Source organism: Methylobacterium sp. Leaf111, assembly GCF_001423285.1.
Taxonomy (GTDB): domain Bacteria; phylum Pseudomonadota; class Alphaproteobacteria; order Rhizobiales; family Beijerinckiaceae; genus Methylobacterium.
Genome location: NZ_LMNE01000001.1, coordinates 633,626 through 656,492, shown reverse-complemented (window position 1 = coordinate 656,492; position 22,867 = coordinate 633,626). Strand labels below are relative to the sequence as shown.

The window sequence follows — 22,867 nt, the reverse complement described above, 5'->3', positions numbered from 1 at the left end:
ATGCGCGTGCTGCTGATCGAGGACGATGCCTCTGTCGCCGCAAGCCTCGAACTGATGCTCAAGTCCGAGAGCTTCAACACCTACACCACTGACCTGGGTGAGGAGGGAATCGATCTCGGCAAGCTCTACGACTACGACATCATCCTCTTGGATCTGACCCTGCCCGATATTTCAGGCTACGAGGTGCTGCGGTCCTTACGAGCCTCGAAGATCAAGACGCCCATCCTCATCCTCTCCGGTATGGCTGGCATCGAGGACAAGGTGAAGGGGCTCGGCTTCGGCGCCGACGACTACCTCACCAAACCCTTCCACAAGGATGAGCTCGTTGCCCGCATCCACGCGATCGTCCGCCGCTCAAATGGTCACAGCGATCAGGTGATCACCTGCGGTGACCTGTCGCTTAACATCGGCGCGCAACAAGCTATGGTGGGCAGTGATCGTGTGCATCTCACCACCAAAGAGTACCAGCTGCTTGAGATGCTGGCTCTTCGCAGAGGCTCAACCCTCACGAAGGAGATGATCCTGTCCCAGCTGTATGGTGGCATGGACGAACCGGAGATCAAGATCATCGACGTGTTCGTCTGCAAGCTGCGCAAGAAGCTCTCTAACGCGTCAGGGGGCAGGAACTACGTTGAGACGGTTTGGGGACGGGGCTACATGCTCAGTGAGAACGCTGCAGCTGTGCAGACAACACGAGCAGGCTGAGGCTGCCTCAGAGCCTGAGATGGTGGACTGAGCTTCCAGCACAGCGTTTGGGCCTGTCGCAAGCTTGGGTATAGGGCGCAGAAAGGCCTCTACCTCCCCATTTTCATGCTTTGTTCGCCTGTGAAAGTCCGAAGCAGACGGCAAGCATCCGGTTCTGCTCGCGCACGGTCCATGCGCCGGCAAAGCCGAAGCCCTTGCGCAGCCACAGCATGGCCTCGAAGCCCTGGATCGTGCGCCGCGCCGTGTTGAACGAGCGGAAGCCGCCCACCCGCGGCATCGACCGCTTAACCCGGAAGTGGTCGCTCTCGATCCCCTGCTGCAGATGCTTGGTGACGTAGTGGATCGGCGTTCCCGGCAGCAGGCCCGCCTTCCGGCTCTCGGCGATGGCCCGCGGGTAGGTGCCGGCGCCATCCGTGCCGATGCGGTCTGGGGCGAGCAACGGCTCGGCCGAAAGCATCTTGCGAAAGAAGCGTTTGGCCGCATCGAGATCGCGGTTGGCGGTCAGCAGGAAGTCGACAGGGTTCCCGTGCTTATCGACGGCCCGGTATAGGTAGCGCCACTCACCTCGCACCTTGATGTACGTTTCGTCGATCCGGACCGAGCCGCAGTGCGGTCTGCGGAACTGCAGCAACCGCTTCTCGATCCGCGGCGCGTAGGCCAAGACCCAGCGGTTCAGGGTGCTGTGATCGACCTTCAGGCCACGCTCCAGGAACAACTCCTCGATGTCGCGGTAGCTGAGCGGATAGCGCAGGTACCAGGAGACGGCCTGCACGATGAGCGACGCCTCGTAGTGCCGGCCCTTGAAGTCAGCCTTGGAGCGCTGCTTCAGCTTGGCGGCGATGGCAGACAGGATCATGGGCCGGCTCCAAGGCGGAGGCGGCAAGCTGGTCAGGGATGGCTAACGATCCGTGAACGAAGGCGCATTCGCGTTTGCGACAGGCCCTATCGTAGTCCTGGGAAGGCCCCTCCCAGAAGCCAATGATGCGGGCCGTCGCAAAGACGAGGATGGCGACGACTTGGAAGAGCACGATGGTGAGGGTGAAGGCCTGCAGGTCGGGGCTCGCCGTTCCCAGTCTCGCGCCGGGCCCCTGCGAGGCGTAAGCGTTCGTGGCCAGCAGGAACGGGGCACCGAGGAGGCTGCGAGTGATCGTGCGCATGCCAAGGGCCTTCAATAGAGGGCTGCCGACGAGGATACGCTCTTCGGCCCCGTAAGACCACGGGAACGCTCGGGTCCCGCCTCCGGTTGGCATACCACAACAATCGGAGGACCACGCCATGAAGACCACTCTCGCACTCACCGCCTGCCTCGCATTTGGGCTGCTCGCCAATGTCAGCCCTGTGGAAGCCAAGGGCTGCATCAAGGGTGCCATCGTCGGTGGCGTGGCTGGGAAGATGGCTGGCCACGGGAAGGTAGGTGCCGCTGCCGGGTGCGCAGTCGGGCACAGCCGAGCCAACAAGAAGGGCTAGCTGAGCTGGTAGGCAGCGAGCCTACCGCTAAGTGCATCGATAGCTGACACAGGAGACCACCTTGGCAGACACCGAGCACCGCGACGAAAATGGCAGAGTGGCTGGGCAGCCGGGCTACAAGAGGCCGGTGCCGGGGATTGAGGGGCCGGTGTTGACGGGTAAAGCTAATGACACCCTGAGCACCGTTGCCGGTCAAGCGAAGGAGACGCTTCGCAGCGTCAGCGATCGAGCCCCTGAGATGGTGGATGATCTCTCCAGGCGTGGTGCCAACTACTACCGCCATGGCAGACGCGCCGTGAGCAATGCCGACACCACCACAGTGGCCAGCATGTTCATTGCGGGCACCATTGGGTTCGGCATCGGGTGGCTGGTGTTCGGGCAGAAGTCCTACTCGGGGGACTACGTTGCGCGGCGAATGAGCGACAGCAGCGACCGTCGGTACTAAAGTCCTCTCGTGCGAGGGACGGTCCTGTACTCCAACGTCCCTTGTACGCCTTCCGAGCCTCTAAGTTCTCCTGCGCAACCGCGATGAAATCCGACGTAATCTTCGGTAAATGAAAATAAATAAACGGGCATAGCGAGGAACGTTAAAGCGCGGCTAATGCTTTCCCCTCTGATTGTTATCACCTGAGGAATTTGCCATGAAGCTGATTACCGCCGCCGTTCTTACCATCTTTTTAGCCACCCCCGCCTTCGCACAGGCTACGAACCCCTCGAACAACGCTGTCACAGCGCCAGCGACACCGAGCACGGTGCCTGGAGCAAACACGACGAGCAACGTACCCACCACTACGGTCAGGCGCGAGGATGACACCAGTTGGGGTTGGCTTGGCCTTCTAGGTTTAGCTGGACTGGCCGGTCTGATGCCACGCAAGGCCAGGGTGCAGCATGTGGATGCCGTTAATCCGGGCGTCAGCCGTACCACCACCCGCTAACTGGTTCGGGAGCCTGTAATGGGCTCCCGCTCGCCAATCGCTACAAAGACCGCTACAAAGCCCTTCGATAGCGTTGAAAAAACATCAACGTTTACAATGGAATAGAGTGGTACGAAGGGTCTCCCGCCGTCCGCACCAACTCACGCGATCCTGTCTCTGCATTCATCGGCTTGCAGCGACGATCAGCGCCGCGACCGACGGAGATAGACGAAAAGCCCCACGACACCCGCGAGGGCCACGCCCGCGAGTGCCGTCGAACGCAGGGGCGCTCGGGTGGACATCTCGCCGTCCGCAGACAGTCGAGCCGAGGCGCGGTCTTCGTCGAGGATCCAGGCGAGCGAGCGCCGGAGTGCATCGGCGGCATCGCGGTTGAACCATTGGCCGTGCGCGAAGATCACCCGGTCCGGATGAAAGCCGACGAGACGCTGCGCGGCGCGGACCGTGTCCCGATAATTCAGGCGCAGAAGGACTCGCAGGTAGAGCGGTGCCTTGCCATCCGGGGCGACGATGCCGAGCAGACGGGCCAGGGGGCGCGCGAAGACCGGCAGAAGGTCGCCCTCGAGGTTGATGATGAGATCCGTCAGCAGGAGGGTCCGGCTTGGGCGATGGAACAGACAGATTTCCTGGAACACGGGTCCGGCGACGAGGACCTGATCGATCTCGTTCGCCCAGACGCGTGGCGGCTGGTCTCCCAATTCCGCATCGATCGCGAGGCCAGAGCGGCGCACCTGGCTCCGGCCTTCGAGCCCCGGCACCGCCCAGGTGATCGCGTTGGGGCAAACGGTCTGCCAGTCCTTCAGGAACATCCAATGCCCGACACTCGGCGCTACGAGGTGCCCGATACGCCCGAGTCCCTCCACGGCACGTTGAAGGCCCGGGTGGTGCGGAACGGGCGAGTGGAGCAACAGCTCACCGCCGGACAGTCGCAGCACCGTCATCCGCAAAGGGAGTGGAATGCCGCCCGCGCGAATCGGTGCGGCATCGACGATCCAGACGCCGTCCGCCACCTCCTTCGGTTGGTTCAGGGGCGGATAGCTGAGGTCATGCGCCAAGGTCCTGGACTCCACATCGACGTACACCCGGGGGAACGCTTCGGCAGAACTCGGAGGTCCATCTGTCGTGCGCGACCACGACCATCCCTCGCGTTGGGCGCCGCCCGAAATCTTCGGGCACCACGCCCGCCCAGGTCGGTACCGAAGGAAGGAGCGCATCTTCGCTTGCCGAGGCGTCATGCGTGTCGATGGGTCGAATCCGCGGGATGGTTTCCCGCCTTCGGCCGGCCTCTGCGATGAACCTCACACGCCCGGCGCTCCGCCCTCGGCTACGCCGGGAAGCTAGCTCGGTCGTGATCGCCCGCCCGCTTCATAGTGCGGCGGGAGGACGGCGATCAGCGCTTCCAGAGAGTGTATCAGCCGATCGGGAAGGTCTCCGTCCATTTGAGGCGGAAACGAGAGCGCCAAGGCGCGGTCGACCCCGACGCGAAAGGACGTCCGATTGCAATTGTCGGGGCGAGGAAAGCAAAGATAAAGGTATTCGAAATCCATCCTAACAGTCGGCTACGGCGCCGTTCGCTGACGGATAGTCTATCTACCCGCGAATAGTGACAACGCGACTCGGCACAGACGGTTGCGCCGGCGTCCCTGGTGACGTTGGAAGGAGGCCGTCCGGTTCGCCCGGCCGGCCTTCGAGAGGGGCCTGACTACCAGCCGCCACGGCCGTAGGGACGGTCGCAGTCCGGACGATCCCCGTATCCGGCGCGGCGATAGCCGTATCCGCCGAATTCCTCACGATAGGTTCGGACCACGGTACGCGATCTGCGATAGACCGGGGCCTCGTCGTACCCGTAGTGGCGAACCAGCGGTGCCGGGCGGTCGCGCACGATGAGAGCCTCGTCGTCTTCGGCATAGCGGGGTTCGGGAGGGCCGTAACCGTAGCCGTAGGCAGGAGCCTCGTGAGCTTCCGAGGCGGCGGTTCCCAGGAGAGCGCCCGCCGCGAGCCCCCCGATCACGCCTGCCAAGATGGCGCCGCCCTGGCCCCGGGCCTGCGCCTCTGGCGTTCCGAACGTGCCCATCGCCAAGAGCGCAACGGCTGTGAAAGCTGCCAACGTCTTCATCGCCCATCCCCTGCTTTGTCGAGGAGTCCGGCATCGTGCGCGGTCTCGGTGGCCCAACCGGTGCTGTCCCGGCTGTTCAGAAGAAGATTGCCAAGGCGGCGCTGCACCCAGGCTGAAGCGCGTTGGCGGCAACCGTTCAGTTTCATCGGAGAAACGTCCGTCGCGGGGAATGCCCCCTCGCGAATCGACCCTATCGCAGGTTATAACAGGGTTCTCTCTTGTGGGATTTCGCTGCCGGGGCAAGAACGTCATACGCGGCGTTCGCGCCGCAATCCCTTCCTCCCGCGTAGAGCTCCGCATGACCCCGGAACAAGTTGTTCTCGTCCAGGACAGTTTCGCCAAAGTTCGGCCGATCGCCGGCGCTGCGGCAGACCTTTTCTATGGACGCCTGTTCGAGATCGCTCCGCAGGTTCGGCCGATGTTTCCGGATGACATGCGCGAGCAGAAGAAAAAACTGATGGCGATGCTGGGGCTTGCGGTCACCAATCTGCATAAGCCCGAGATGGTGGTGCCGACGCTGCAGACCTTGGGCCGACAGCATGTCTCGTTCGGAACCCAGGCCGCGCATTATGAACCGGTGGGCGCCGCCCTGCTCTGGGCGCTGGAGCAGGGCCTGGGCCCGGATTTTACCCCCGCGGTCCGGGAGGCCTGGGTGGAAACCTATGTGCTCGTGGCAAATGTGATGAAGGCGGCGGCTGCCGAGGTTCGTCGACCGGAATCGACCGCCGACGCCTGATCCGCGCTGCGCTGGAACCAACGCGCGCGGCAAGCGTAGGCAGTCCGGCTTTGTTTGTGTTTTCGAGGATTCCGATGCGTTCCCGTCTGACGTCACTGGTCTCCGGTTTCGCCCTGGCGACGTTCTTGACCTGTCCTGCCTGGGCGGAGGTTTTGATCGCCGTCGACAAGGACGCGCAGCGCATGACCGTGACGGTCGATGGCCACACCCGCTACGACTGGCCCGTCTCCACGGGCGTGGACGGCTACGACACTCCCAGCGGAGCCCATCGGCCGTTCCGAATGGAGCGCACGCACTTCTCACGGGAGTTCGACGACGCTCCGATGCCGAACGCAATCTTCTTCACCGGGCAGGGCCACGCGATCCACGGGACCAATCACACCCGGCGCCTCGGCAGCGCGGCATCCCATGGTTGTGTTAGGCTTGCCCCAAGGAATGCCGCGACCCTGTTCAGCCTCGTCAAGGCTGAGGGCATGGGCAAGACCCGGGTGGTCATCGAGGGCAGTTCCGTGATGGCGTCGCGGCGCCGCCGCGGCGCCGAGGACGGTGTGATGTCCGCCGGCATGCAGATGGGGCGCGAGCCCTCCGCAGCCTATCGGCCGGCCGCCGCCGTCGGGTTGGTGTCGCGCCGCGCCCCCGTCTATGATTTCCGGGACCCGGCCGGGGACGGTGACGCCTATTTCGTCGGTGACGGTCTCGATTAGGCGGGTCGAACCAAGCGATGGATCTCGCTGTTCGGCGCCCTCAGCCGAAGGCGCTGGTTCGCGCCGCCTCGGATGTGGCCGAGGCCGGCGCCAGAATCGTGCTCTCGACCCGGTTCCGTCCGCCGCGCTTGGCCCGATAGAGGGCATCGTCCGCCGCCTTGAGGAGATCGGCGGCCGTGATCGCGGGAGTTCCCAGGCCTCCATGCGCCGTTGCGACCCCGATGCTGACGGTGATGCAGGCGCCGTCGGGAAGACCCGGATGGGGATAGGCCAGGGCCTGGATCGCCAGTCGCAGACTCTCCCCGATTCGCGCCGCCTCCGAAGGGTCCGCTCCGGGCCGGAACACGATGAACTCCTCGCCCCCGTAGCGGGCCGCCTGTGCGCCGTGGCGGGCTGCCGCCGCAGCGAGCGTCTCGGCCACCTGTCTCAGGCAGCGGTCGCCTTCGGGATGGCCGGCCGTGTCGTTCAGACGCTTGAAGGCGTCGATGTCGATGAGCACCAGCGTGGCCCAGGCGCCGCCTGCGCAAGCCTCGCCCCATCCGGCCTAGATCTGGGCCGTGGCGCTGCGCCGATTGCGGAGCCCGGTGAGGCTGTCGGTCTCGGACAGGACCGTCAGGCGCGCGTTGGCGGCCGCCAGATCGACGTCGCGGGCGGATTTTTCCAGGGTCAGGAGAAAGGCCTCCTTGCGCGTCCATTCGCGGGTATAGGCGAGCTTGATGGGGACGAGGGTGAGGCTGGCGATCAGGAGCGGCAGTCCGGTCGCCTCGCTGCGCGGAAGAACGAATGCGACGGCGTAGGCCGCGTAGAGACAGAAGGCGCTTCCGCAGAGGACGAGGCTGTGCCGGAACGAGAGCGGCGCGATCATCCCGACCACCATGGGCACGATCACCGCAAGGATCAGGTAGGTGTCCGCATGGGTCCGCGGCGCGATCCGGGCGCTGTTCAGGACGATCACCATGTCGAGCACGGAGATGCCGATGACGATCCCGGCCTGGCGCCGGGCACTGGTGATGCCGCGCAGCGCCGTGATCGCCGAGAATCCCGCAGGCAGGAACACGCCCAGGGTCAGGAAAGCCGGAACCACAAATTGCTCTGGACCGAGCAGGTCGATGTCCATCTTCAGTGACAGCACATTGAAGACGATGAAGATCAGCAGCCACGACTGGATGTAGGTCGCCCGGGACCAGCGCGTCGTCTCGGTGAATTGTGCTTCGAGGTCTCTTGGCAGCCGCAGACGGTGCCAGGTCTGCGGCGCGCAGCCTCGATCAGGCTGGAATTCGTTTCGGACATGAGGCGCGTTCACCGACGATCGAGCAGAGCCTATACGCGCCTTGCTTGCATGCGCGTAAACGCCATTCGTGCCTCGCGCGGAGCGTCGGCCCCTCCCGGCACGGACTCGGCGTCCATTGCACCGCGGCGGAATCCTGTTAAGACCCACCACATGTTGAAGGATCGAGCCAGATTGTACGCACGGCCCACGCCGCCGTAGCTCCGCTCTCCTCGGCGCCCGCCTTCCGTTCGGGTTCCATGATGGCCGCCCCGCGATGCGCGTCGGGTGGCCTGTCTCGCATTCCCCGTCTCGATTCCCGGCCGCCCGACTGCGCGCGGGAACGATTGGATGTCCCATTTCCATGACCCTGACCAACCTGCGGAGCCAGTGGGCTCCCAATATCACGCGTGAAATCCTGGCCGGCACCGTGGTCGCCCTGGCCCTGATCCCGGAGGCGATTGCCTTCTCACTGATCGCCGGGGTGGACCCGAAGGTCGGCCTCTCCGCGTCGTTCTGCATCGCGGTGATCACCGCCTTCGCGGGAGGACGCCCGGCGATGATCTCCGCCGCGACCGGGGCGATGGCCCTCGTGATGGTGTCGCTGGTGAAGGAGCACGGCCTCGGCTACCTGTTCGCCGCCACGATCCTCACCGGCCTGCTGCAGATCGCGGCCGGCCTCCTGCGCCTGGGAAATCTCATGCGCTTCGTCTCGCGCTCCGTGGTGACGGGATTCGTCAATGCGCTGGCGATCCTGATCTTCCTGGCGCAGATGCCGGAACTGATCGGGCAGGGGAGCACGGTCTACCTGATGACGGCGGTCGGTCTCGGCCTCATCTACGGGCTGCCGTACCTGACCAAGGCGGTACCCTCGCCGCTCATCACGATCCTCGTCCTGACGGCGGTCTCGATGGCTCTGGGCCTACCGATCCACAAGGTCGGCGACATGGGGGCCATGCCCACCCAGTTGCCGGTCTTCGCCCTGCCGGAGGTCCCGCTGAACTGGGAGACCCTGCGGATCATCCTGCCCTACGCGCTGACGCTGACCATGGTCGGGCTGCTGGAAAGCCTGATGACCGCGGCCATTCTCGACGAGATGACGGATACGGGCTCCGACAAGAACCGCGAATGTGCCGGGCAGGGTATCGCCAATATCGGCGCCGGCCTGTTCGGCGGGATGGCGGGCTGCGCCATGATCGGACAATCGGTGATCAACGTTTCGTCCGGTGGCCGGGGCCGGCTCTCCACGCTCTGGGCTGGCGTCTTCCTGCTCTTCCTGATCGTCGTGCTCGGCCCCTACGTGGCCCAGATTCCCATGGCCGCCCTGGTGGCGGTGATGATCATGGTGTCGATCAACACCTTCCAATGGGGCTCCCTGCGGACCCTCCTGACGCATCCGAAGAGCTCGAGCGTCGTCATGCTCGGCACCGTCGCCGTGGTGGTGGCGACCCACGACCTCGCCAAGGGCGTCCTGTTCGGTGTGGTGCTGAGCGGTCTGTTCTTTGCCCACAAGGTGACGCGCTACTTCGCGGTGGCCTCCGAGCGGACCGACACGGTGCGGACCTACCGGGTGACCGGCCAGATCTTCTTCGCCACGGCGGAAGCCTTCCACGGCGCCTTCGAGTTCCGCGAAGCGGGGCTGACGGGGATCGTCCTCGACCTCACGGCGGCCCATTTCTGGGACATCAGCGGGGTCAATGCCCTCGACCGCGTGGTGCTCAAGTACCGGCACCACGGTGTGGCTGTGGAGATCGTCGGCATGAACGCCGCCACGGCCACGATGGTCGAGCGCCTGGGTACCCACCACAAGCCCGGCGCAACCCTCGCGGCTGGCAGTCATTAACGAACGGCCTGGCCCGCAACCTGCAGGAGGTGCTGGCCAGGCCGCCGCCCGGATGCCATTGACGGCGCGTGGGTCCGATTGCGATCAGGCCCCGCTTTCGCGCCCCTGTCGTGCTGGCGCGAGAGGTTGATGCAGGCGCGGGCCGCCGCCCCCGGCGCAAGCGGGCATCGCCCGAATTTGAGGAGGAATTGGCCATGAGCGCGCTTCACCCGGAAATCGCGGCCGTTACGGCGCGCGTGATCGAACGCTCCGGACCGACCCGCAAGGCCTATCTCGACCTGATCGCCCGCGAGCGCGACTCGGGCGTTCAGCGCCCGATGCTGAATTGCGGCAACTTGGCCCACGGCTTCGCGGCCTCCGGCGAGGACAAGGCCGTCATCAAGTCCGGCCGGGCGATGAACATCGCCATCGTCACCGCCTACAACGACATGCTCTCGGCGCATCAGCCCTACGGCCGCTATCCCGAACAGATGAAGCTGTTCGCCCGTGAGGTCGGCGCGACCGCGCAGGTCGCCGGCGGCGTACCGGCGATGTGCGACGGGGTCACCCAGGGCCAGCGCGGCATGGAGCTGTCTCTGTTCTCGCGCGACACGATCGCGCTCTCCACCGCGGTAGCCCTGAGCCACGGGATGTTCGACGGCGCGGCCCTCCTCGGCATCTGCGACAAGATCGTGCCCGGCCTCCTCATCGGGGCGCTTCGGTTCGGCCACCTGCCGATGATCCTGATTCCGGCCGGCCCGATGCCCTCGGGGCTAGCCAATAAGGAGAAGCAGCGCATCCGCCAGCTCTACGCCGAGGGCAAGGTCGGCCGCGATGAACTGCTGGAGAGCGAGTCGGCGTCCTATCACGGCGCGGGCACCTGCACCTTCTACGGCACCGCCAACTCGAACCAGATGATGATGGACGTGATGGGCCTGCACATGCCCGGCGCCTCCTTCATCAATCCCGGCACGAAGCTGCGCCAGGCTGTGACGCGGGCGGCAGTGCACCGCCTCTCCGAGATCGGCGCCTCGGGCAACGACTATCGGCCGCTCGGGCGCTGCATCGACGAGAAGGCCATCGTGAACGCGGTCGTCGGTCTGCTCGCCACGGGCGGCTCGACCAATCACGCCATCCACCTGCCGGCCATCGCACGGGCAGCCGGCATCATCCTGGACTGGGCGGATTTCGATCGCCTCTCGGCTGTGGTTCCGCAGGTGGCCAAGGTCTACCCGAACGGCTCAGGCGACGTGAACCACTTCCACGCGGCCGGCGGCATGTCCTACGTCATCGCCAGCCTGATCGACGCCGGCCTCCTGCACGACGATCTCCTCACAGTAGCCGGCTCGCGCCTGCGCGACCATGCCCGCGACCCGAAGCTGATCGACGACGACCTCGTCTTCGAGGACGCCCCCGAGCGCTCGCACGACGAGAGCATCCTGCGCAGCCCGGCCGATCCGTTCCAGCCGGATGGCGGCATGCGCCTGGTGAAGGGCAATCTCGGCCGGGCCACCTTCAAGACCAGCGCGGTCGATCCGGTGCGCTGGACGATCCAGGCCCCCGCCCGCGTCTTCGACGACCAGGACGACGTCATGGCGGCCTTCAAGGCCGGCGAGCTCGACCGGGACGTCGTGGTGGTGGTGCGCTTCCAGGGCCCCCGGGCCAACGGCATGCCCGAACTCCACAAGCTGACGCCGCAGCTCGGCGTGCTGCAGGATCGCGGCTTTCGCGTCGCCCTCGTCACCGACGGGCGGATGTCGGGCGCGTCCGGTAAGGTGCCGGCGGCCATCCATCTCAGCCCCGAAGCCCTCGGCGGGGGTCCCCTGGCCAAGATCCGCGACGGCGACGTCGTGCGCCTGAGCGCGGAGGAGGGCTCCCTGGAGGTCCTCGTCGACCCCGCCGACTGGGACGCGCGGGACACCGCCGCCGCGCCGCCGCCGGCCTTCGGCACGGGCCGCGAGCTCTTCGCCTTCATGCGCCACGGTGCCGATGGGGCCGAGCACGGCGCCTCCGCCATGCTCGCGGCCGCCGGCCTCTGAATCCTCCGCCTACCCCGCCAAGGACGCTTTCCATGACCACCATCGATGCCCTGATGCGCTCCGTTCCCGTCATTCCGGTGCTGGTGGTGGAGGAGGTCGCCCAGGCCGAGCCGATCGCCCGTGCCCTGGTGGCGGGCGGCTTGACCGCCCTGGAGGTCACCCTGCGCACGCCAGCGGCCCTCGACGTGATCCGCGCCATGTCGCGGGTGGAAGGCGCCGTAGTGGGAGCTGGGACGGTCCTGAACCCGCGCGACCTGGACGCGGCGATGGAGGCGGGTGCGCAGTTCATCGTAAGCCCCGGCCTGACCGATCCGTTGACCCGCGCCGCCCTCGCGCGGGGGGTGCCCTACCTGCCGGGTGTCGCCAATGCGGCGGACATCATGCGAGGGCTCGACCATGGCCTCGACCGGTTCAAGTTCTTCCCGGCCGAAGCCGCTGGCGGCATCAAGGCACTCAAGGCGCTCGCCGGTCCCTTCGGGCAGGTCCGGTTCTGCCCGACCGGGGGCATCTCCGAAGCAACTGCACCGGACTGGCTCGCCCTGAAGCCGGTGCTCTGCGTCGGTGGAAGCTGGGTCGTCCCGCCGGGCGCACCGGAGCCGGATCTCATCCGGCGCTCGGCCGAGGCGGCCCTGCGCCTGCGAGGCGCCTGACAATTTCTCGGCCGATTGACGCACTTTGCTGTAGCCGGAAAAAGGTTAGTCTTCTGCGATGAGGGCCTGAAATGCATGGTCCGGCCCGGAGTTTCATTCTCTGGCCGATGGCGCGACCTCAAGCCTCGCACGCCCAGTGCTGAACTGTGTCGGGTGAACCAGACGCTTAGTTCCCAGTGCGGAGCGCCATCAGGCGCGGCAGTTGGGTGGAAGCGATGCAGTTCAGGCTCACCACCTCCATCCTCAATGAAATGTTGCTCGAGATCGCTGTTGGGTAACTGAGCAACATCACGTGGCCTGACCCGCAGACCTCGAAGGAGATCTCCGGATACAGCGCCCTGATCAGTGATGTCTTCCTGCGCTTGATCAAGATGATCATTGCGCCGCTCGTCCTCTCGACGCTCATTGCGGGCATCGTACATAGGGGCGATACGGCTTCGGTGGGTCGCGTCGGGGGCAGGGCGATGTTCTGGTTCGTGGGGGCCTCGCTCTTCTCGCTGCTTCTCGGTTTGATGATGGTCAACATTCTCCGGCCCGGCGAGGGCCGCTCGGCCATCAACGTGCTGCGCAACAGCGTCGCGACCGTGGCGTTGGCCAAGTAAGAAGGGCAACTATCGTTTACCGACCAGCGTCTGGATCATTAAGTCAGTCCACTGCCGGAACCGGTCGCGTAGCAAGCGGTCGCAAGCGTCGCGGGGCGACGTCCGATGCACCGGTACGGCTTCGTGGCGAGGACTCACATGTCAGCACGTCGCACCGTTCGTGGGAGTCCTGGCCAGCGTCGGCTTGCTGGCCAGCGACGATCCATCCTAGGCGATCGACGTTCTCTCCGGCTCCCTAAAGACGATCGGCGGGACCGCCACCGTCCGCCTTCGCTAATCGAGAGAACGCCCTGACGTTCTCCTTCAGGGACCCGTCCGGCCAACCCGTCGGCTACGCCCCCGACCTCTGCCTGGAGGTCGTCGACGACATCGGGACGGAACTCGGGCGTAGGGATTTGAAGGTGCTGTATGAGCCGGTGACGTCGGAGACGCGGATCGCGGCGGTGACGTCCGGGCGGATCGACCTCGAGTGCGGCTCAACCACGGACAATGCCGAGCGGCGGAAGATGGCGGCCTTCTCGCCCATCACCTATGTCAGCGCGATCAAGCTTCTGGTGGAGCGCGGTGCTCCGGTCGGTTCATTCCGCGATCTGGCCTACCGGACGGTGGCGGTCACCGCCGGTACCACCTACGGAGTGTGGTGTGCGCGCTCTTCGCTCGTCTCGGCATCCCTGTCACCCTAAGGACTGGGCACGACCATGCCGAACCCTTCGCGATGGTCCGGGACAGGCATGCGGATGCCTCGGTCCCGACGATGTCCAGCTCTACGGCTTGATCGCCGCCGCGGGGCCGGGCGGCTCCGCCGACACGGTCGGGCCCGACAAGTTCTCGTTCGAGCCCTATGGGCTGATGTTCCGCAACTCGCCGGCTTCGTCACCGTAACCTTGCAGCGTCTTGCCGAATCCCGCGAGCTGCGCTGGATCTAAAAGCGCTGGTTCCTCGAGCGCCTGCCGACCGGCATCCGTCTCAATGTGCCGATGTCCGATGAGCTACGCACCAACTTTGAGGTGATCGGCTTGCAGGATTGATCGCTTGGTCGATCCCGGACGGACGCCACGGGCTTCTGTCGCCGCGCGACCCGATTCGGCGCCGGTTGTCGGGACGCGTCCGCCGCGAGGCCCAGCGGCAGATCCGTCCCAGGCGGCGATCCACAGCATGCCGGAGGGTCTGCCCTGCAGATTGGCCGGCTGGGTACGCTTCCGAGAAATAGTCCTGAACGCCAAGGTATCGGAATGTGTCAAAGATCACAGATTATTTCGTATTTTCGAGGACTTGGCGGTCTCCGCGTCCTTCGGAGCGAACTGTAGAACGGTGGCCGGAGCGCTGAAAACCTGCCCACAGAACAGTTACTTAGTCGCCTGCGGAACGTTGCAGCGCCGCAACAGCGCCTTGGAACCGCTTCGCCGATCACGATTCCGAGTTGCCGCGAGGAACCACCTCGCACAGAGTGATCCTGCACTGGGGGCAACGCCAGAGCAGCAAGTCAATTTCCAGCGGTCAACGCTCGGTCATTCAAGAATAAAGGGCCACGCGACACCGGGATCCATAGAGGTCTCGGGCGCAGTAAGCCTTCCCTCGGGTCTCGAAGCTTTTGGAGATATCAATGAAGCTCTTGAAGAGCTCGCTTCTCGCCTCCGCGGCAGGTTTTGCTGCGGTCGCAGGAGCACAGGCAGCCGACCTTCCGGTCAAGAAAGCTGTTCCGATCGAGTACGTCCGCGTCTGCTCCGCCTACGGCGCCGGCTTCTTCTACATCCCGGGCACCGATACCTGCATCCGTCTCTCGGGCCGCGCTCGCCTTGACGTCGGCTACCAGCCGACCGACAGCCGTTCAGGCACGAACGGTGATACCACCGGCTATATCGGCCTCGCCCGCATCAACGTCGATGCCCGCACCCAGACCGCCTACGGCACCCTGCGCGCCTTCGTGCGTCTCCAGTTCGCCTCGCGCACCGGCGCTACCGGCGGCCTCCGTTCGGGCACCCAGGAGCGTATCGGCAACGCGTTCGGTGCGACCGGCCAGGATCAGGCCGGCCGTGTCCAGCAGTTCGTGAACACCGATAAAGCCTTCATCCAGTTCGCCGGTCTCACCGCCGGTCGCGCTTCCTCGTTCTTCGACTTTTACGCACACGATTTCGAGTTCGCCGGCGCGACCGCCAACTCGGACCTGCAGTCCACCAACCTGCTCGCCTATACGAGCAAGCTCGGCGACAGCGGCCTCTCGGCGACGATCTCGCTGGAAGATCCGTCCTTCCGTCGCAACACGATCTATTCGCAGCAGTTCGGTGCGAATGCCAACTTCGCTCCGGCCGGCTCACAGTCTCAGAATGTCGCCTTCTCGGGTGCGACTTCGCCGGTGCTCATCGGCATCAACAACGTGACCGGCGTCGGCACTTACGGCAACGTGGACGTGGCCCAGCGTAACCGCATGCCTGACTTCGTCGGTGTGCTTCGTTATGATGCGGCCTGGGGCTCGATGCAGCTCTCTGCTGCCGTCAAGGAGCTGAACACCGGCAACGCCATCGCCGGCAATGCAACCAACTTCAACGGCGGCATCCTGACCGCGCCCTTCATCCCGGGCGTGACCGGCGCTGCGATCGTGAACCAGCGTCCGCCCAGCGAGTACGGCTGGGCCGTGCAGGCCGGTGCCAAGATCAACCTGCCCTTCATCGCCCCAGGCGACACATTGTACCTGCAGGGTGCCTATGGCGAGGGTGCGACCCTCTACACTGGCTACTCCTCGTACAACGGCAGCTACGCCTCGCGCGCCAGCACCATCAACGGCGCTGCGTTCGACCCCTACATGTCCGATGCGACGCTCAACCCGTTCACGGGCAAGATCGAGCTGTCCACCAGCTTCACGGTGGTCGGTTCGCTGCTGCACTACTGGTCGCCTGAGTGGCGTTCGGCCGTGTTCGCCAGCTACGGCGAGCTCAACTTTGCCAACGGTGCCCGCGCCGCCAACGCCGCCGTGTTCCAGACGCTGGGTTCGACTGGTCAGTTCACCGGTATTCCGGGTCAGGCGTCCTTCGCCGTCAGCCCCGTCCTGCGTGACAATTACCAGATTGTTGCTGGTGGAAGCATCATCTGGTCGCCGGTTAAGGACCTCGATATCGGTCTGGAAGGCTTCTACACCAAGGTTGGTGTTCAGGACGGTCGCGTCGTTGACCAGACCCGTTCCACCGGTAACGTCACCGCTGCTTCCATCGCCAGCGGAGCAGTGCGCACTGTGACTGCATCGGACACCTTCCAGATCCGCGGCCGCGTTCAGCGCGACTTCTAAGGCCGCAGAGCGGCTCAATCCGGGCTCCTTGCGAGCCCGGATCCTCACAGATCCGAATCTTCGAGACATGCGAACTGGCCCGGCTGAGAAGTCGGGCCTTTTTGCGTACCGAGTGTTGATCTGCATGGGCGAGACCTGACGAAATCTACGTAGCGGGATCATTCGGCACGGGCTTTGCCAGGGGCGGGGGCGTTGCCAGCTTGCACATCGCAAAAACAACGATTGCGGCGGCTCGTGCCGCTGCTACGTTGCCCAGGTCAATCCTGTCGATCGCCGAACCGTGATCGACCTTCCGGAGTCAGCCCGCAGATGCGTTCGTGTCACCAGAGATCCACCCTATCCGCCGTTGCCGTCAGCTTCGCGCTGTCGGTACTCGCGGTAGGGAGCGCCCAGGCGCAAGAGCTCACCGGAACCCTGAAGAAGATCAAGGAAACCAATACGATCACCATCGGCTACCGGGACGCGTCGGTTCCGTTCTCCTACCTCGACGGCGACCAGAAGCCGGTCGGCTACGCCCTTGAGATCTGTCAGAAGATCGCCGAGGCCGTGAAGACGAATTTGAAGCTTCCGAACCTTGAGGTGAAGCTGAATCCGGTCACCTCGGCCACCCGTATCCCGCTGATCGCCAACGGCACCATCGACCTCGAGTGCGGTTCGACGACGAACAACGCCGACCGTCAGAAGCAGGCTTCCTTCACCAACACCCACTTCCTGACGGCCACTCGCTTCGTCGCCAAGAAGTCGGCCAAGCTCGACAAGATCGACGATCTGAAGGGCAAGACCGTGGTTTCGACCTCGGGCACCACCAATATCCGCCAGATTAACGAGGCGAACACTGCACGCAATCTCGGCCTGACCATCCTGCCGGCCAAGGATCATGCCGAAGCCTTCCTGATGGTCGAGACTGGCCGCGCGGTCGCCTTCGTCATGGATGACGTACTGCTGGCCTCGCTGGCCGCCAGCTCGAAGGACCCGGGTGCCTACGCGATCTCCAGCGAGGCGCTCTCGAAACCCGAGCCCTACGGCATCATGCTGCGCAAGGATGACGCGCCCTTCAAGGCCGTCGCCGACGAAGCCACCGCCAAGCTCTACAAAAGCCCCGATGGCAAGGCGCTTTACGACAAGTGGTTCACGAAGCCGATTCCGCCGCGCGGCATCAACCTGAACCTGCCGATGAGCGAGGCCATGGCGAAAGCCTTCGTCTCGCCGAGCGATAGTGCCGACCCGGCCGCGTACTGAGCTGACACACCATCGTCGCGCGTTCGAACGCCTCGCCCCTCACGGGGCGGGGCGTTCCTCTGTGAGGGCGAGCATGTCCTCGCGGTCGGCTGGTTCGACCCGCGCCGCCAGGCGCTCGACGGTCTCGAACAGCATCGGCCACTCGATCGGCTTCGCGACATGTGCGTCCATACCGGCGGCGCGGCACCGCTCCATCTCCTCGGGCATGGCATTGGCGGTCAGTGCGATGATCAGGGTGGGAGAATGCCCTTCCTGCCGCTCCCGGGCGCGGATCGCGCGGGTCGCTGCGAGACCGTCCAGTCCCGGCATCTGCACGTCCATCAGGATCAGGTCCGGACGTTCATGGCCGAAGGCCGCCGTCGCCGCCTGCTCTCCGTCATCCACCACCGTGACGGTGTGACCCTTGTGGCGCAGCACCGTCCCGATGATCTCCTGGTTGATCGAATTGTCTTCCGCCAACAGGATGCGCCAGCGCTGCGGCGATGGTCGGCTGAGAGTGGCGAGCCGCGAGTGCTCGACATCGTTCTCCGCCTCGGCGAGCCGCAGCGGCACCTCGAACCAGAACGTAGAGCCCTCGCCGACCCGGCTCAGCGCACCGATCTCGCCGCCCATCAGGTGCACCAGGCGTTTGCAGATGGTGAGGCCGAGACCGGTTCCACCATAGCGTCGCGAGATCGATCCGTCCGCCTGCGCGAAACGCTCGAACAGGTGGGGCAGGACATCTTCCGGGATGCCGATCCCGGTATCCATGAGTTCGATCCGCAGGGCCGGTCGCCGCCTCGGACCGCCGTTCGATGCCGCTTTCCAGGCCACGCGCATGGTGACGGAGCCCTGGGGCGTGAACTTGATGGCGTTGGCGGTGAGATTGAGGATGACCTGGCGCAATCGGGTCGGATCGCCCAGGACCCAGTCCGGGACATCAGGTCCGATCTGCGTGGCAACGCGGATCTCGCGGCCCTGTGCGATCTCGACGCTGAGCTCCCGACAGCCCTCGATCAGCCCGGCCAGGCTGAAGGGGGTGACTCGATCACGAGGCGACCGGCCTCGATCTTCGAGACATCGAGGATGTCGTTCACGATGGTAAGGAGCGAGCGCCCCGCTTCCTGCGCGAGACCGACGAGGCGTGCCTGGTTTCGGTTGAGGCTGGCATCGCCCTGGAGAAGGTCGTGCACGCCGAGGATGCCCGCCAACGGTGTGCGCAACTCGTGGCTCATGGTGGCCAGGAATTCAGCTTTCGCACGCACGGCGGCCTCGGCTGCGATGCGAGCGCTGTGCAGGTCGGCCTCCTGTCTCTGTCGCTGCGTGACGTCGCGGATCGCCTGGATGACCTGGATCTCGCCCTGCTCCTCAATTCGCCGAAAGGCGGCCTCGACCCAGAGGTCATGCCCGGAACGGTGCCGCATCCGGTAGATCACCGATCCGGTCGGCTGCCCGAGCCCAAGAGCATGCAGAATTGCCGAGAGGTTTGCGATGTCCTCCCGATGGACGAGCGTCCGAAGACCCATGCGATTGGCCTCGTCCACGGTGTAGCCGAGCATGCTCGTCACCGCGGGCGAGATGTAGAGATGTCGGCCGCTGACATCGTCGAGGACGATGAGGTCCGAGGTGTAGTTGGCCAACAGGCGATAGCGCGCCTCGCTTTCCCGCACGCGCTCATCAGCGGGCCGCCGCTCCATCAGATCCGCTCGAACCGAGGCCGGGGGCGCCTCAGCCGGGCGGCGATCTGATCCGATTCGCTTCGAAGCCGATTCGGTGGGGGGGCGGTCGGGATCGGATTCGATGGGTCCCTGTCCTCGAAGAGCCGAAGACCCGGCCTCGCCGGTGTGCCGATCGGGCCCCGGCGGCCCAGAGTCCACCTGCCTCGAGGGTCCGAGGTCGTGTAGGCTGACCATGACCCGTCGGTCTGCCTGCGCACCTGTCACCCGAAGCGGGACGAAGGTCGCTTCGTACGCGTTCTGACCTTCGACACCCGCGGCCTCGCTCCGAATGCGAAGACTCGCACCGGTCGTGGCCGCCCGCTCGACGCCGGCGCGCAACAGCGCCGCCTGACTTGCAGGCAGCAGATCGGCAAATGCGCGACCCATGGCGTCGGCGCTGTCGTAAGGGTTTCGCGCCGCTGCGTTCCAGTCCTCGAGCCGAACTTCGTCGCCGGGTCGGAGCGCGACGATGAATTGCGGATCCGGAAAGGCCTCGAACGCGTCGCGCAGGACCTCGGCGTCGAGAAGCACCCGCTTTGGCGCATCACGCCTTCTGCGCTGGAGCATCCGTCCGATGACCTGAAGCCCTTGGAGTGCTCCCTTCACGTCGCACCTCCGAACTGCGCCGTCCGATGTCGCGAGTAGAGCCAGCCTATACCTTCCGCTAGGCGGGCGCCTGCGGCTCCCGCTATGGTCGTCGACTGAGCGTGTTTCGAGATCGTGCTCACCGCAAGGGGATCGGTGGCGATCGCCCTGCCGTCAATCGAGACCCGCGGGGCGGCTCTCGAAACGACGAGGAGAAACGAGAGCGCGCGGCGGAAGAGGAACAGGATGGTAGGCCCTTTCGTGCCGCCGCGTCCGCGACGACGTTTTCGAGGTTCATCGCCAAGTCAGTGCCTGCGACGGTCTGGAACGCGCGCCAGCGGGTCACGCTTTCCGTAGCATTCGGATGCGCCTCGTCCTCACCGCCCGCGAGGTTCGCCGCGATCATCGGGGGAGTTCCGCCGACAATCCGCAGACGTGGCGTCGTCCGCCAGTAAAAGACCACCGGGGCGGCGACGATGCGCAGCAGCACGGCCGGCGGGGACTGCAGATCAGGGGTATCCATCGAATCTTTCGGCGCTTCTGCCCGGACCGAGCGCCCCGACAGAGCTGTCGAGTCAGTCCGGCCGAGGTACTCCATCCGGCCGATCGCGCCCAGGCGGGGTAAGGTGAAGGATCGGCGGAAGGCATGCAACCGGAGCGCGTAAAGTCAGCGCCGCTTTCGGATCCAGAGCTTGTGCCGGTTGCAATGCGAGCTCTTCGAGCCGGCACGCCGCTGGACAGCGTCCGCCCGCGGAACCGGCGGTCGGAGATATTCTTCCAAATTCCACCCAGTGGAGTGCCGCTGTCGATACCCCCGGCATGTGCATGGCCGCCGGCGGGATTCGAGCTGGTCCGCGCGTGTGCGCATGTCTTCTGTGGTCTTCCTGCGCCACCCCCGCGACGGGGTCGCTCCACGAATAGAAACCGCACGTTCTGAAAGGCTTCGCGCCTTGACTTCGGGTGACGCGGGGTCGCATTGCACAATCATGTGGGATGGTGCTTCCGTCCCGCCGGGATGACATTCCTTTTAAAGCCTCTAAGGTCCCGGCCGGCCCTGGACGCAGGGTTGGGATCAGGGTCGCCCGGCGCAATCATGCTTGGAGTTTGACACTTGGCGAACACGGCAGCCGATCCCGACAGCTCCCACGGCGCGCCGGACGGCACGCGTCGCGATTTCATGTTCCTCGCGACGGGCGCGGGACTGGCCGTCGGGGCCGGTGCCTTGGCTTGGCCCTTCGTCGCCTCAATGGCGCCCGATGCCGAGACCATCGCGGCCGGCGCACCCCTCGAAGTCGACCTGACGCCAATTCAGGAAGGCCAGATCGTCAACGTGTTCTGGCGCGGCAAGCTCATTTTCGTGCGCAGTCGCTCCGAGAAAGAGATCAAGGAAGCTTCCGAGGTGAAGCTCACCGATCTGATCGATCCGCAGCCCGATTCGGCTCGCGTAAAGCAAGGCCACGCCAAGTGGCTCGTCGTCTACGGCAACTGCACGCATCTCGGCTGCGTGCCGATCGGCCATCAAGGACAGTACGAGGGCTGGTCCTGCCCCTGTCACGGCTCCCTCTACGACACGTCGGGCCGGGTACGCCGGGGTCCCGCCCCGACGAACCTACCGATCCCCCCCTACGTCTTCGAGTCGGACTCCAAGATCCGGATCGGCGAGGAGGGCGGCAAGGCCGTCGCCTGACACCCTGAAACAGGATTTGGAGCGGGTCGCCCCATGAGCGGACACGGCAATACCTACGTTCCCAAGAGCGCCTTGGCGAAGTGGTTCGAATCGCGCCTCCCCTTGATCGGGCTGGTGCATTCGTCCTTCGTCTCCTTCCCGGTGCCGCGGAACCTGAACTACTTCTGGACCTTCGGCGCGATCCTGATCGCCATGCTGGTGTCGCAGATCGTCACCGGCGTTTGGCTGGCGATGCACTACGACCCGTCGGCCGCTAATGCGTTCAACTCCGTCGAGCACATCATGCGCGACGTGAACTACGGCTGGCTGCTGCGCTACATGCACGCCAACGGCGCATCGATGTTTTTCGTGGCGGTCTACGTCCACATCTTCCGGGCGCTGTATTACGGGTCGTACAAGGCGCCGCGCGAGGTGCTCTACATCCTGGGCGTAATCATCTACCTCCTGATGATGGCGACCGCCTTTCTCGGCTACACCCTGCCGTGGGGCCAGATGAGCTTCTGGGGTGCCACCGTCATCACGAACATCCTGGCCGCGATCCCCGTGGTGGGTGACACGATCCAGAGCCTGCTCTGGGGCGGCTACTCCGTCGGCAATCCGACCCTGAATCGGTTCTTCTCGCTGCATTACCTCCTGCCGTTCATGATCACCGGCGTGGTGATCCTGCACATCTGGGCGCTGCATGTGACGGGGCAGAACAATCCGGCCGGAATTCCGATCAAGTCGGGCAAGGACGCGGTGGCCTTCACGCCCTACGCGACGATCAAGGATGTCTTCGCCTCGGTCGTGTTCTTCGCCTTCTTCGCCTACTGGATCTTCTACCAGCCGAACTATCTCGGTCACGCTGACAACTACGTGCCGGCCAACCCGGCGGTGACGCCCGCCCACATCGTTCCGGAATGGTACTTCCTGCCGTTCTACGCGATCCTGCGCGCCGTGCCGGACAAGCTCGGCGGCGTCATTCTGATGTTCAGCGCCGTGCTCATCCTGGCCCTGGCCCCTTGGCTCGATACGTCCCGGGTTCGCTCGTGTAATTACCGCCCGATCTACCGGCAGTTCTTCTGGCTGTTCGTGGTGGTCTGCGTGGTGCTCGGTTGGCTCGGCGCCAAGCCGCCGGAGGGTGGCTACGTCATCGCCGCCCGGATCTGCACGGCCTACTACTTCCTGCACTTCCTGCTCGTGATGCCGCTGGTCGGCCTGTTCGAGACGCCGAAGGCTCTTCCGGGCTCGATCCTCGAGACGGTGACGGGTCCCGGAAAGCAGGTGGGCGGGTCCGGCATGCCGGTCGGCGCCGCAGCCGCACCGTCCTCCAAGGGTTGAAGGCAGGGGACTTTTGAGA

General features: G+C 65.1%; 24 protein-coding genes. 15 read left to right on the top strand and 9 right to left on the bottom strand.

Going from position 1 to position 22,867, the window contains the following annotated elements:
- Entirely contained in the window at positions 1-705 is a 705-nt protein-coding gene (ctrA, locus tag ASF41_RS02905; protein WP_056490677.1) for a response regulator transcription factor CtrA, read from the top strand.
- Positions 706-808: 103 nt separating this feature from the next.
- On the opposite strand, the gene ASF41_RS02900 is transcribed toward ctrA, so the two are convergent.
- Positions 809-1,561, bottom strand: a complete 753-nt coding sequence (locus ASF41_RS02900; protein WP_056490674.1) for an IS6 family transposase — start codon at positions 1,559-1,561, stop codon at positions 809-811.
- Positions 1,512-1,862, bottom strand: coding sequence for a hypothetical protein (locus ASF41_RS02895; RefSeq protein WP_156653182.1), 351 nt, complete (start codon positions 1,860-1,862; stop codon positions 1,512-1,514). The genes ASF41_RS02900 and ASF41_RS02895 overlap by 50 nt, the downstream gene beginning before the upstream one ends.
- A gap of 118 nt (positions 1,863-1,980) precedes the next feature.
- Here ASF41_RS02895 and ASF41_RS23470 point away from each other — a divergent pair, with 118 nt between their 5' ends.
- The 3 genes from ASF41_RS23470 to ASF41_RS23465 all read left to right on the top strand — a co-directional run bounded on the left by ASF41_RS23470 (position 1,981) and on the right by ASF41_RS23465 (position 3,107).
- Positions 1,981-2,172 carry a hypothetical protein gene (locus ASF41_RS23470; protein WP_082503955.1) on the top strand — a complete coding sequence of 64 codons (192 nt, stop codon included), beginning with the start codon at positions 1,981-1,983 and terminating at the stop codon, positions 2,170-2,172.
- A 61-nt stretch (positions 2,173-2,233) separates the two neighbouring features.
- The gene (locus ASF41_RS02890) at positions 2,234-2,617 is read left to right on the top strand and encodes a hypothetical protein (protein WP_156653181.1); all 384 of its coding nucleotides are present in this window, start codon (positions 2,234-2,236) and stop codon (positions 2,615-2,617) included.
- A 196-nt stretch (positions 2,618-2,813) separates the two neighbouring features.
- Positions 2,814-3,107: a WGxxGxxG family protein gene (locus tag ASF41_RS23465; protein WP_082503953.1), complete on the top strand. Its 294-nt coding sequence runs from the start codon at positions 2,814-2,816 to the stop codon at positions 3,105-3,107.
- Positions 3,108-3,289: 182 nt separating this feature from the next.
- Here the strand turns inward: ASF41_RS23465 and ASF41_RS02885 are convergent, their stop codons facing one another.
- Together ASF41_RS02885 and ASF41_RS25545 are read right to left on the bottom strand one after the other, a co-directional pair.
- The gene (locus ASF41_RS02885; protein ID WP_244479532.1) at positions 3,290-4,114 is read right to left on the bottom strand and encodes a DUF4336 domain-containing protein; all 825 of its coding nucleotides are present in this window, start codon (positions 4,112-4,114) and stop codon (positions 3,290-3,292) included.
- 692 nt (positions 4,115-4,806) lie between these two features.
- Positions 4,807-5,220: a hypothetical protein gene (locus ASF41_RS25545; protein WP_082503951.1), complete on the bottom strand. Its 414-nt coding sequence runs from the start codon at positions 5,218-5,220 to the stop codon at positions 4,807-4,809.
- A 298-nt stretch (positions 5,221-5,518) separates the two neighbouring features.
- Between ASF41_RS25545 and ASF41_RS02875 the strand changes: the two genes are divergently transcribed.
- Together ASF41_RS02875 and ASF41_RS02870 are read left to right on the top strand one after the other, a co-directional pair.
- On the top strand, positions 5,519-5,956 hold the full coding sequence (locus ASF41_RS02875) for a globin family protein (protein ID WP_056490661.1): 438 nt from the start codon (positions 5,519-5,521) through the stop codon (positions 5,954-5,956).
- Between the two features lie 74 nt (positions 5,957-6,030).
- Positions 6,031-6,660 carry a L,D-transpeptidase gene (locus ASF41_RS02870; RefSeq protein ID WP_082503948.1) on the top strand — a complete coding sequence of 210 codons (630 nt, stop codon included), beginning with the start codon at positions 6,031-6,033 and terminating at the stop codon, positions 6,658-6,660.
- Between the two features lie 40 nt (positions 6,661-6,700).
- Here the strand turns inward: ASF41_RS02870 and ASF41_RS25870 are convergent, their stop codons facing one another.
- Entirely contained in the window at positions 6,701-7,159 is a 459-nt protein-coding gene (locus ASF41_RS25870) for a GGDEF domain-containing protein (RefSeq protein ID WP_244479530.1), read from the bottom strand.
- A 45-nt stretch (positions 7,160-7,204) separates the two neighbouring features.
- The gene (locus tag ASF41_RS25865; protein ID WP_244479529.1) at positions 7,205-7,963 is read right to left on the bottom strand and encodes a hypothetical protein; all 759 of its coding nucleotides are present in this window, start codon (positions 7,961-7,963) and stop codon (positions 7,205-7,207) included.
- A gap of 328 nt (positions 7,964-8,291) precedes the next feature.
- Between ASF41_RS25865 and ASF41_RS02860 the strand changes: the two genes are divergently transcribed.
- The 7 genes from ASF41_RS02860 to ASF41_RS02830 all read left to right on the top strand — a co-directional run bounded on the left by ASF41_RS02860 (position 8,292) and on the right by ASF41_RS02830 (position 17,559).
- Entirely contained in the window at positions 8,292-9,770 is a 1,479-nt protein-coding gene (locus ASF41_RS02860) for a SulP family inorganic anion transporter (RefSeq protein WP_156653180.1), read from the top strand.
- Between the two features lie 194 nt (positions 9,771-9,964).
- Complete coding sequence (gene edd / locus ASF41_RS02855) at positions 9,965-11,788, top strand: phosphogluconate dehydratase (protein WP_056490658.1); 1,824 nt, start codon at positions 9,965-9,967, stop codon at positions 11,786-11,788.
- A gap of 32 nt (positions 11,789-11,820) precedes the next feature.
- The gene (gene eda, locus ASF41_RS02850) at positions 11,821-12,438 is read left to right on the top strand and encodes a bifunctional 4-hydroxy-2-oxoglutarate aldolase/2-dehydro-3-deoxy-phosphogluconate aldolase (protein ID WP_056490656.1); all 618 of its coding nucleotides are present in this window, start codon (positions 11,821-11,823) and stop codon (positions 12,436-12,438) included.
- A gap of 278 nt (positions 12,439-12,716) precedes the next feature.
- Positions 12,717-13,040 (top strand): cation:dicarboxylate symporter family transporter, encoded by a 324-nt coding sequence (locus ASF41_RS23460; protein WP_348271620.1) that lies wholly within the window; start codon positions 12,717-12,719, stop codon positions 13,038-13,040.
- A gap of 290 nt (positions 13,041-13,330) precedes the next feature.
- On the top strand, positions 13,331-13,723 hold the full coding sequence (locus tag ASF41_RS25860; RefSeq protein ID WP_244479555.1) for a transporter substrate-binding domain-containing protein: 393 nt from the start codon (positions 13,331-13,333) through the stop codon (positions 13,721-13,723).
- 920 nt (positions 13,724-14,643) lie between these two features.
- Positions 14,644-16,320: a porin gene (locus tag ASF41_RS02835; RefSeq protein ID WP_056218894.1), complete on the top strand. Its 1,677-nt coding sequence runs from the start codon at positions 14,644-14,646 to the stop codon at positions 16,318-16,320.
- A gap of 309 nt (positions 16,321-16,629) precedes the next feature.
- Entirely contained in the window at positions 16,630-17,559 is a 930-nt protein-coding gene (locus tag ASF41_RS02830; protein WP_056490649.1) for an amino acid ABC transporter substrate-binding protein, read from the top strand.
- 39 nt (positions 17,560-17,598) lie between these two features.
- Here ASF41_RS02830 and ASF41_RS02825 read toward each other — a convergent pair whose 3' ends face one another.
- The 3 genes from ASF41_RS02825 to ASF41_RS24565 form a co-directional block, all read right to left on the bottom strand.
- Positions 17,599-18,462, bottom strand: coding sequence for an ATP-binding protein (locus ASF41_RS02825; protein WP_407067256.1), 864 nt, complete (start codon positions 18,460-18,462; stop codon positions 17,599-17,601).
- A gap of 92 nt (positions 18,463-18,554) precedes the next feature.
- Entirely contained in the window at positions 18,555-19,862 is a 1,308-nt protein-coding gene (locus ASF41_RS02820; protein ID WP_156653178.1) for a PAS domain S-box protein, read from the bottom strand.
- Between the two features lie 118 nt (positions 19,863-19,980).
- Positions 19,981-20,439 carry a hypothetical protein gene (locus ASF41_RS24565; RefSeq protein WP_156653177.1) on the bottom strand — a complete coding sequence of 153 codons (459 nt, stop codon included), beginning with the start codon at positions 20,437-20,439 and terminating at the stop codon, positions 19,981-19,983.
- Positions 20,440-20,952: 513 nt separating this feature from the next.
- On the opposite strand from ASF41_RS24565, the gene petA reads away from it, so the two are divergent.
- Together petA and ASF41_RS02810 are read left to right on the top strand one after the other, a co-directional pair.
- Entirely contained in the window at positions 20,953-21,528 is a 576-nt protein-coding gene (petA, locus tag ASF41_RS02815) for a ubiquinol-cytochrome c reductase iron-sulfur subunit (protein WP_056218904.1), read from the top strand.
- 33 nt (positions 21,529-21,561) lie between these two features.
- Complete coding sequence (locus ASF41_RS02810; RefSeq protein ID WP_056490640.1) at positions 21,562-22,848, top strand: cytochrome b N-terminal domain-containing protein; 1,287 nt, start codon at positions 21,562-21,564, stop codon at positions 22,846-22,848.
- Positions 22,849-22,867 lie beyond the last annotated feature (19 nt).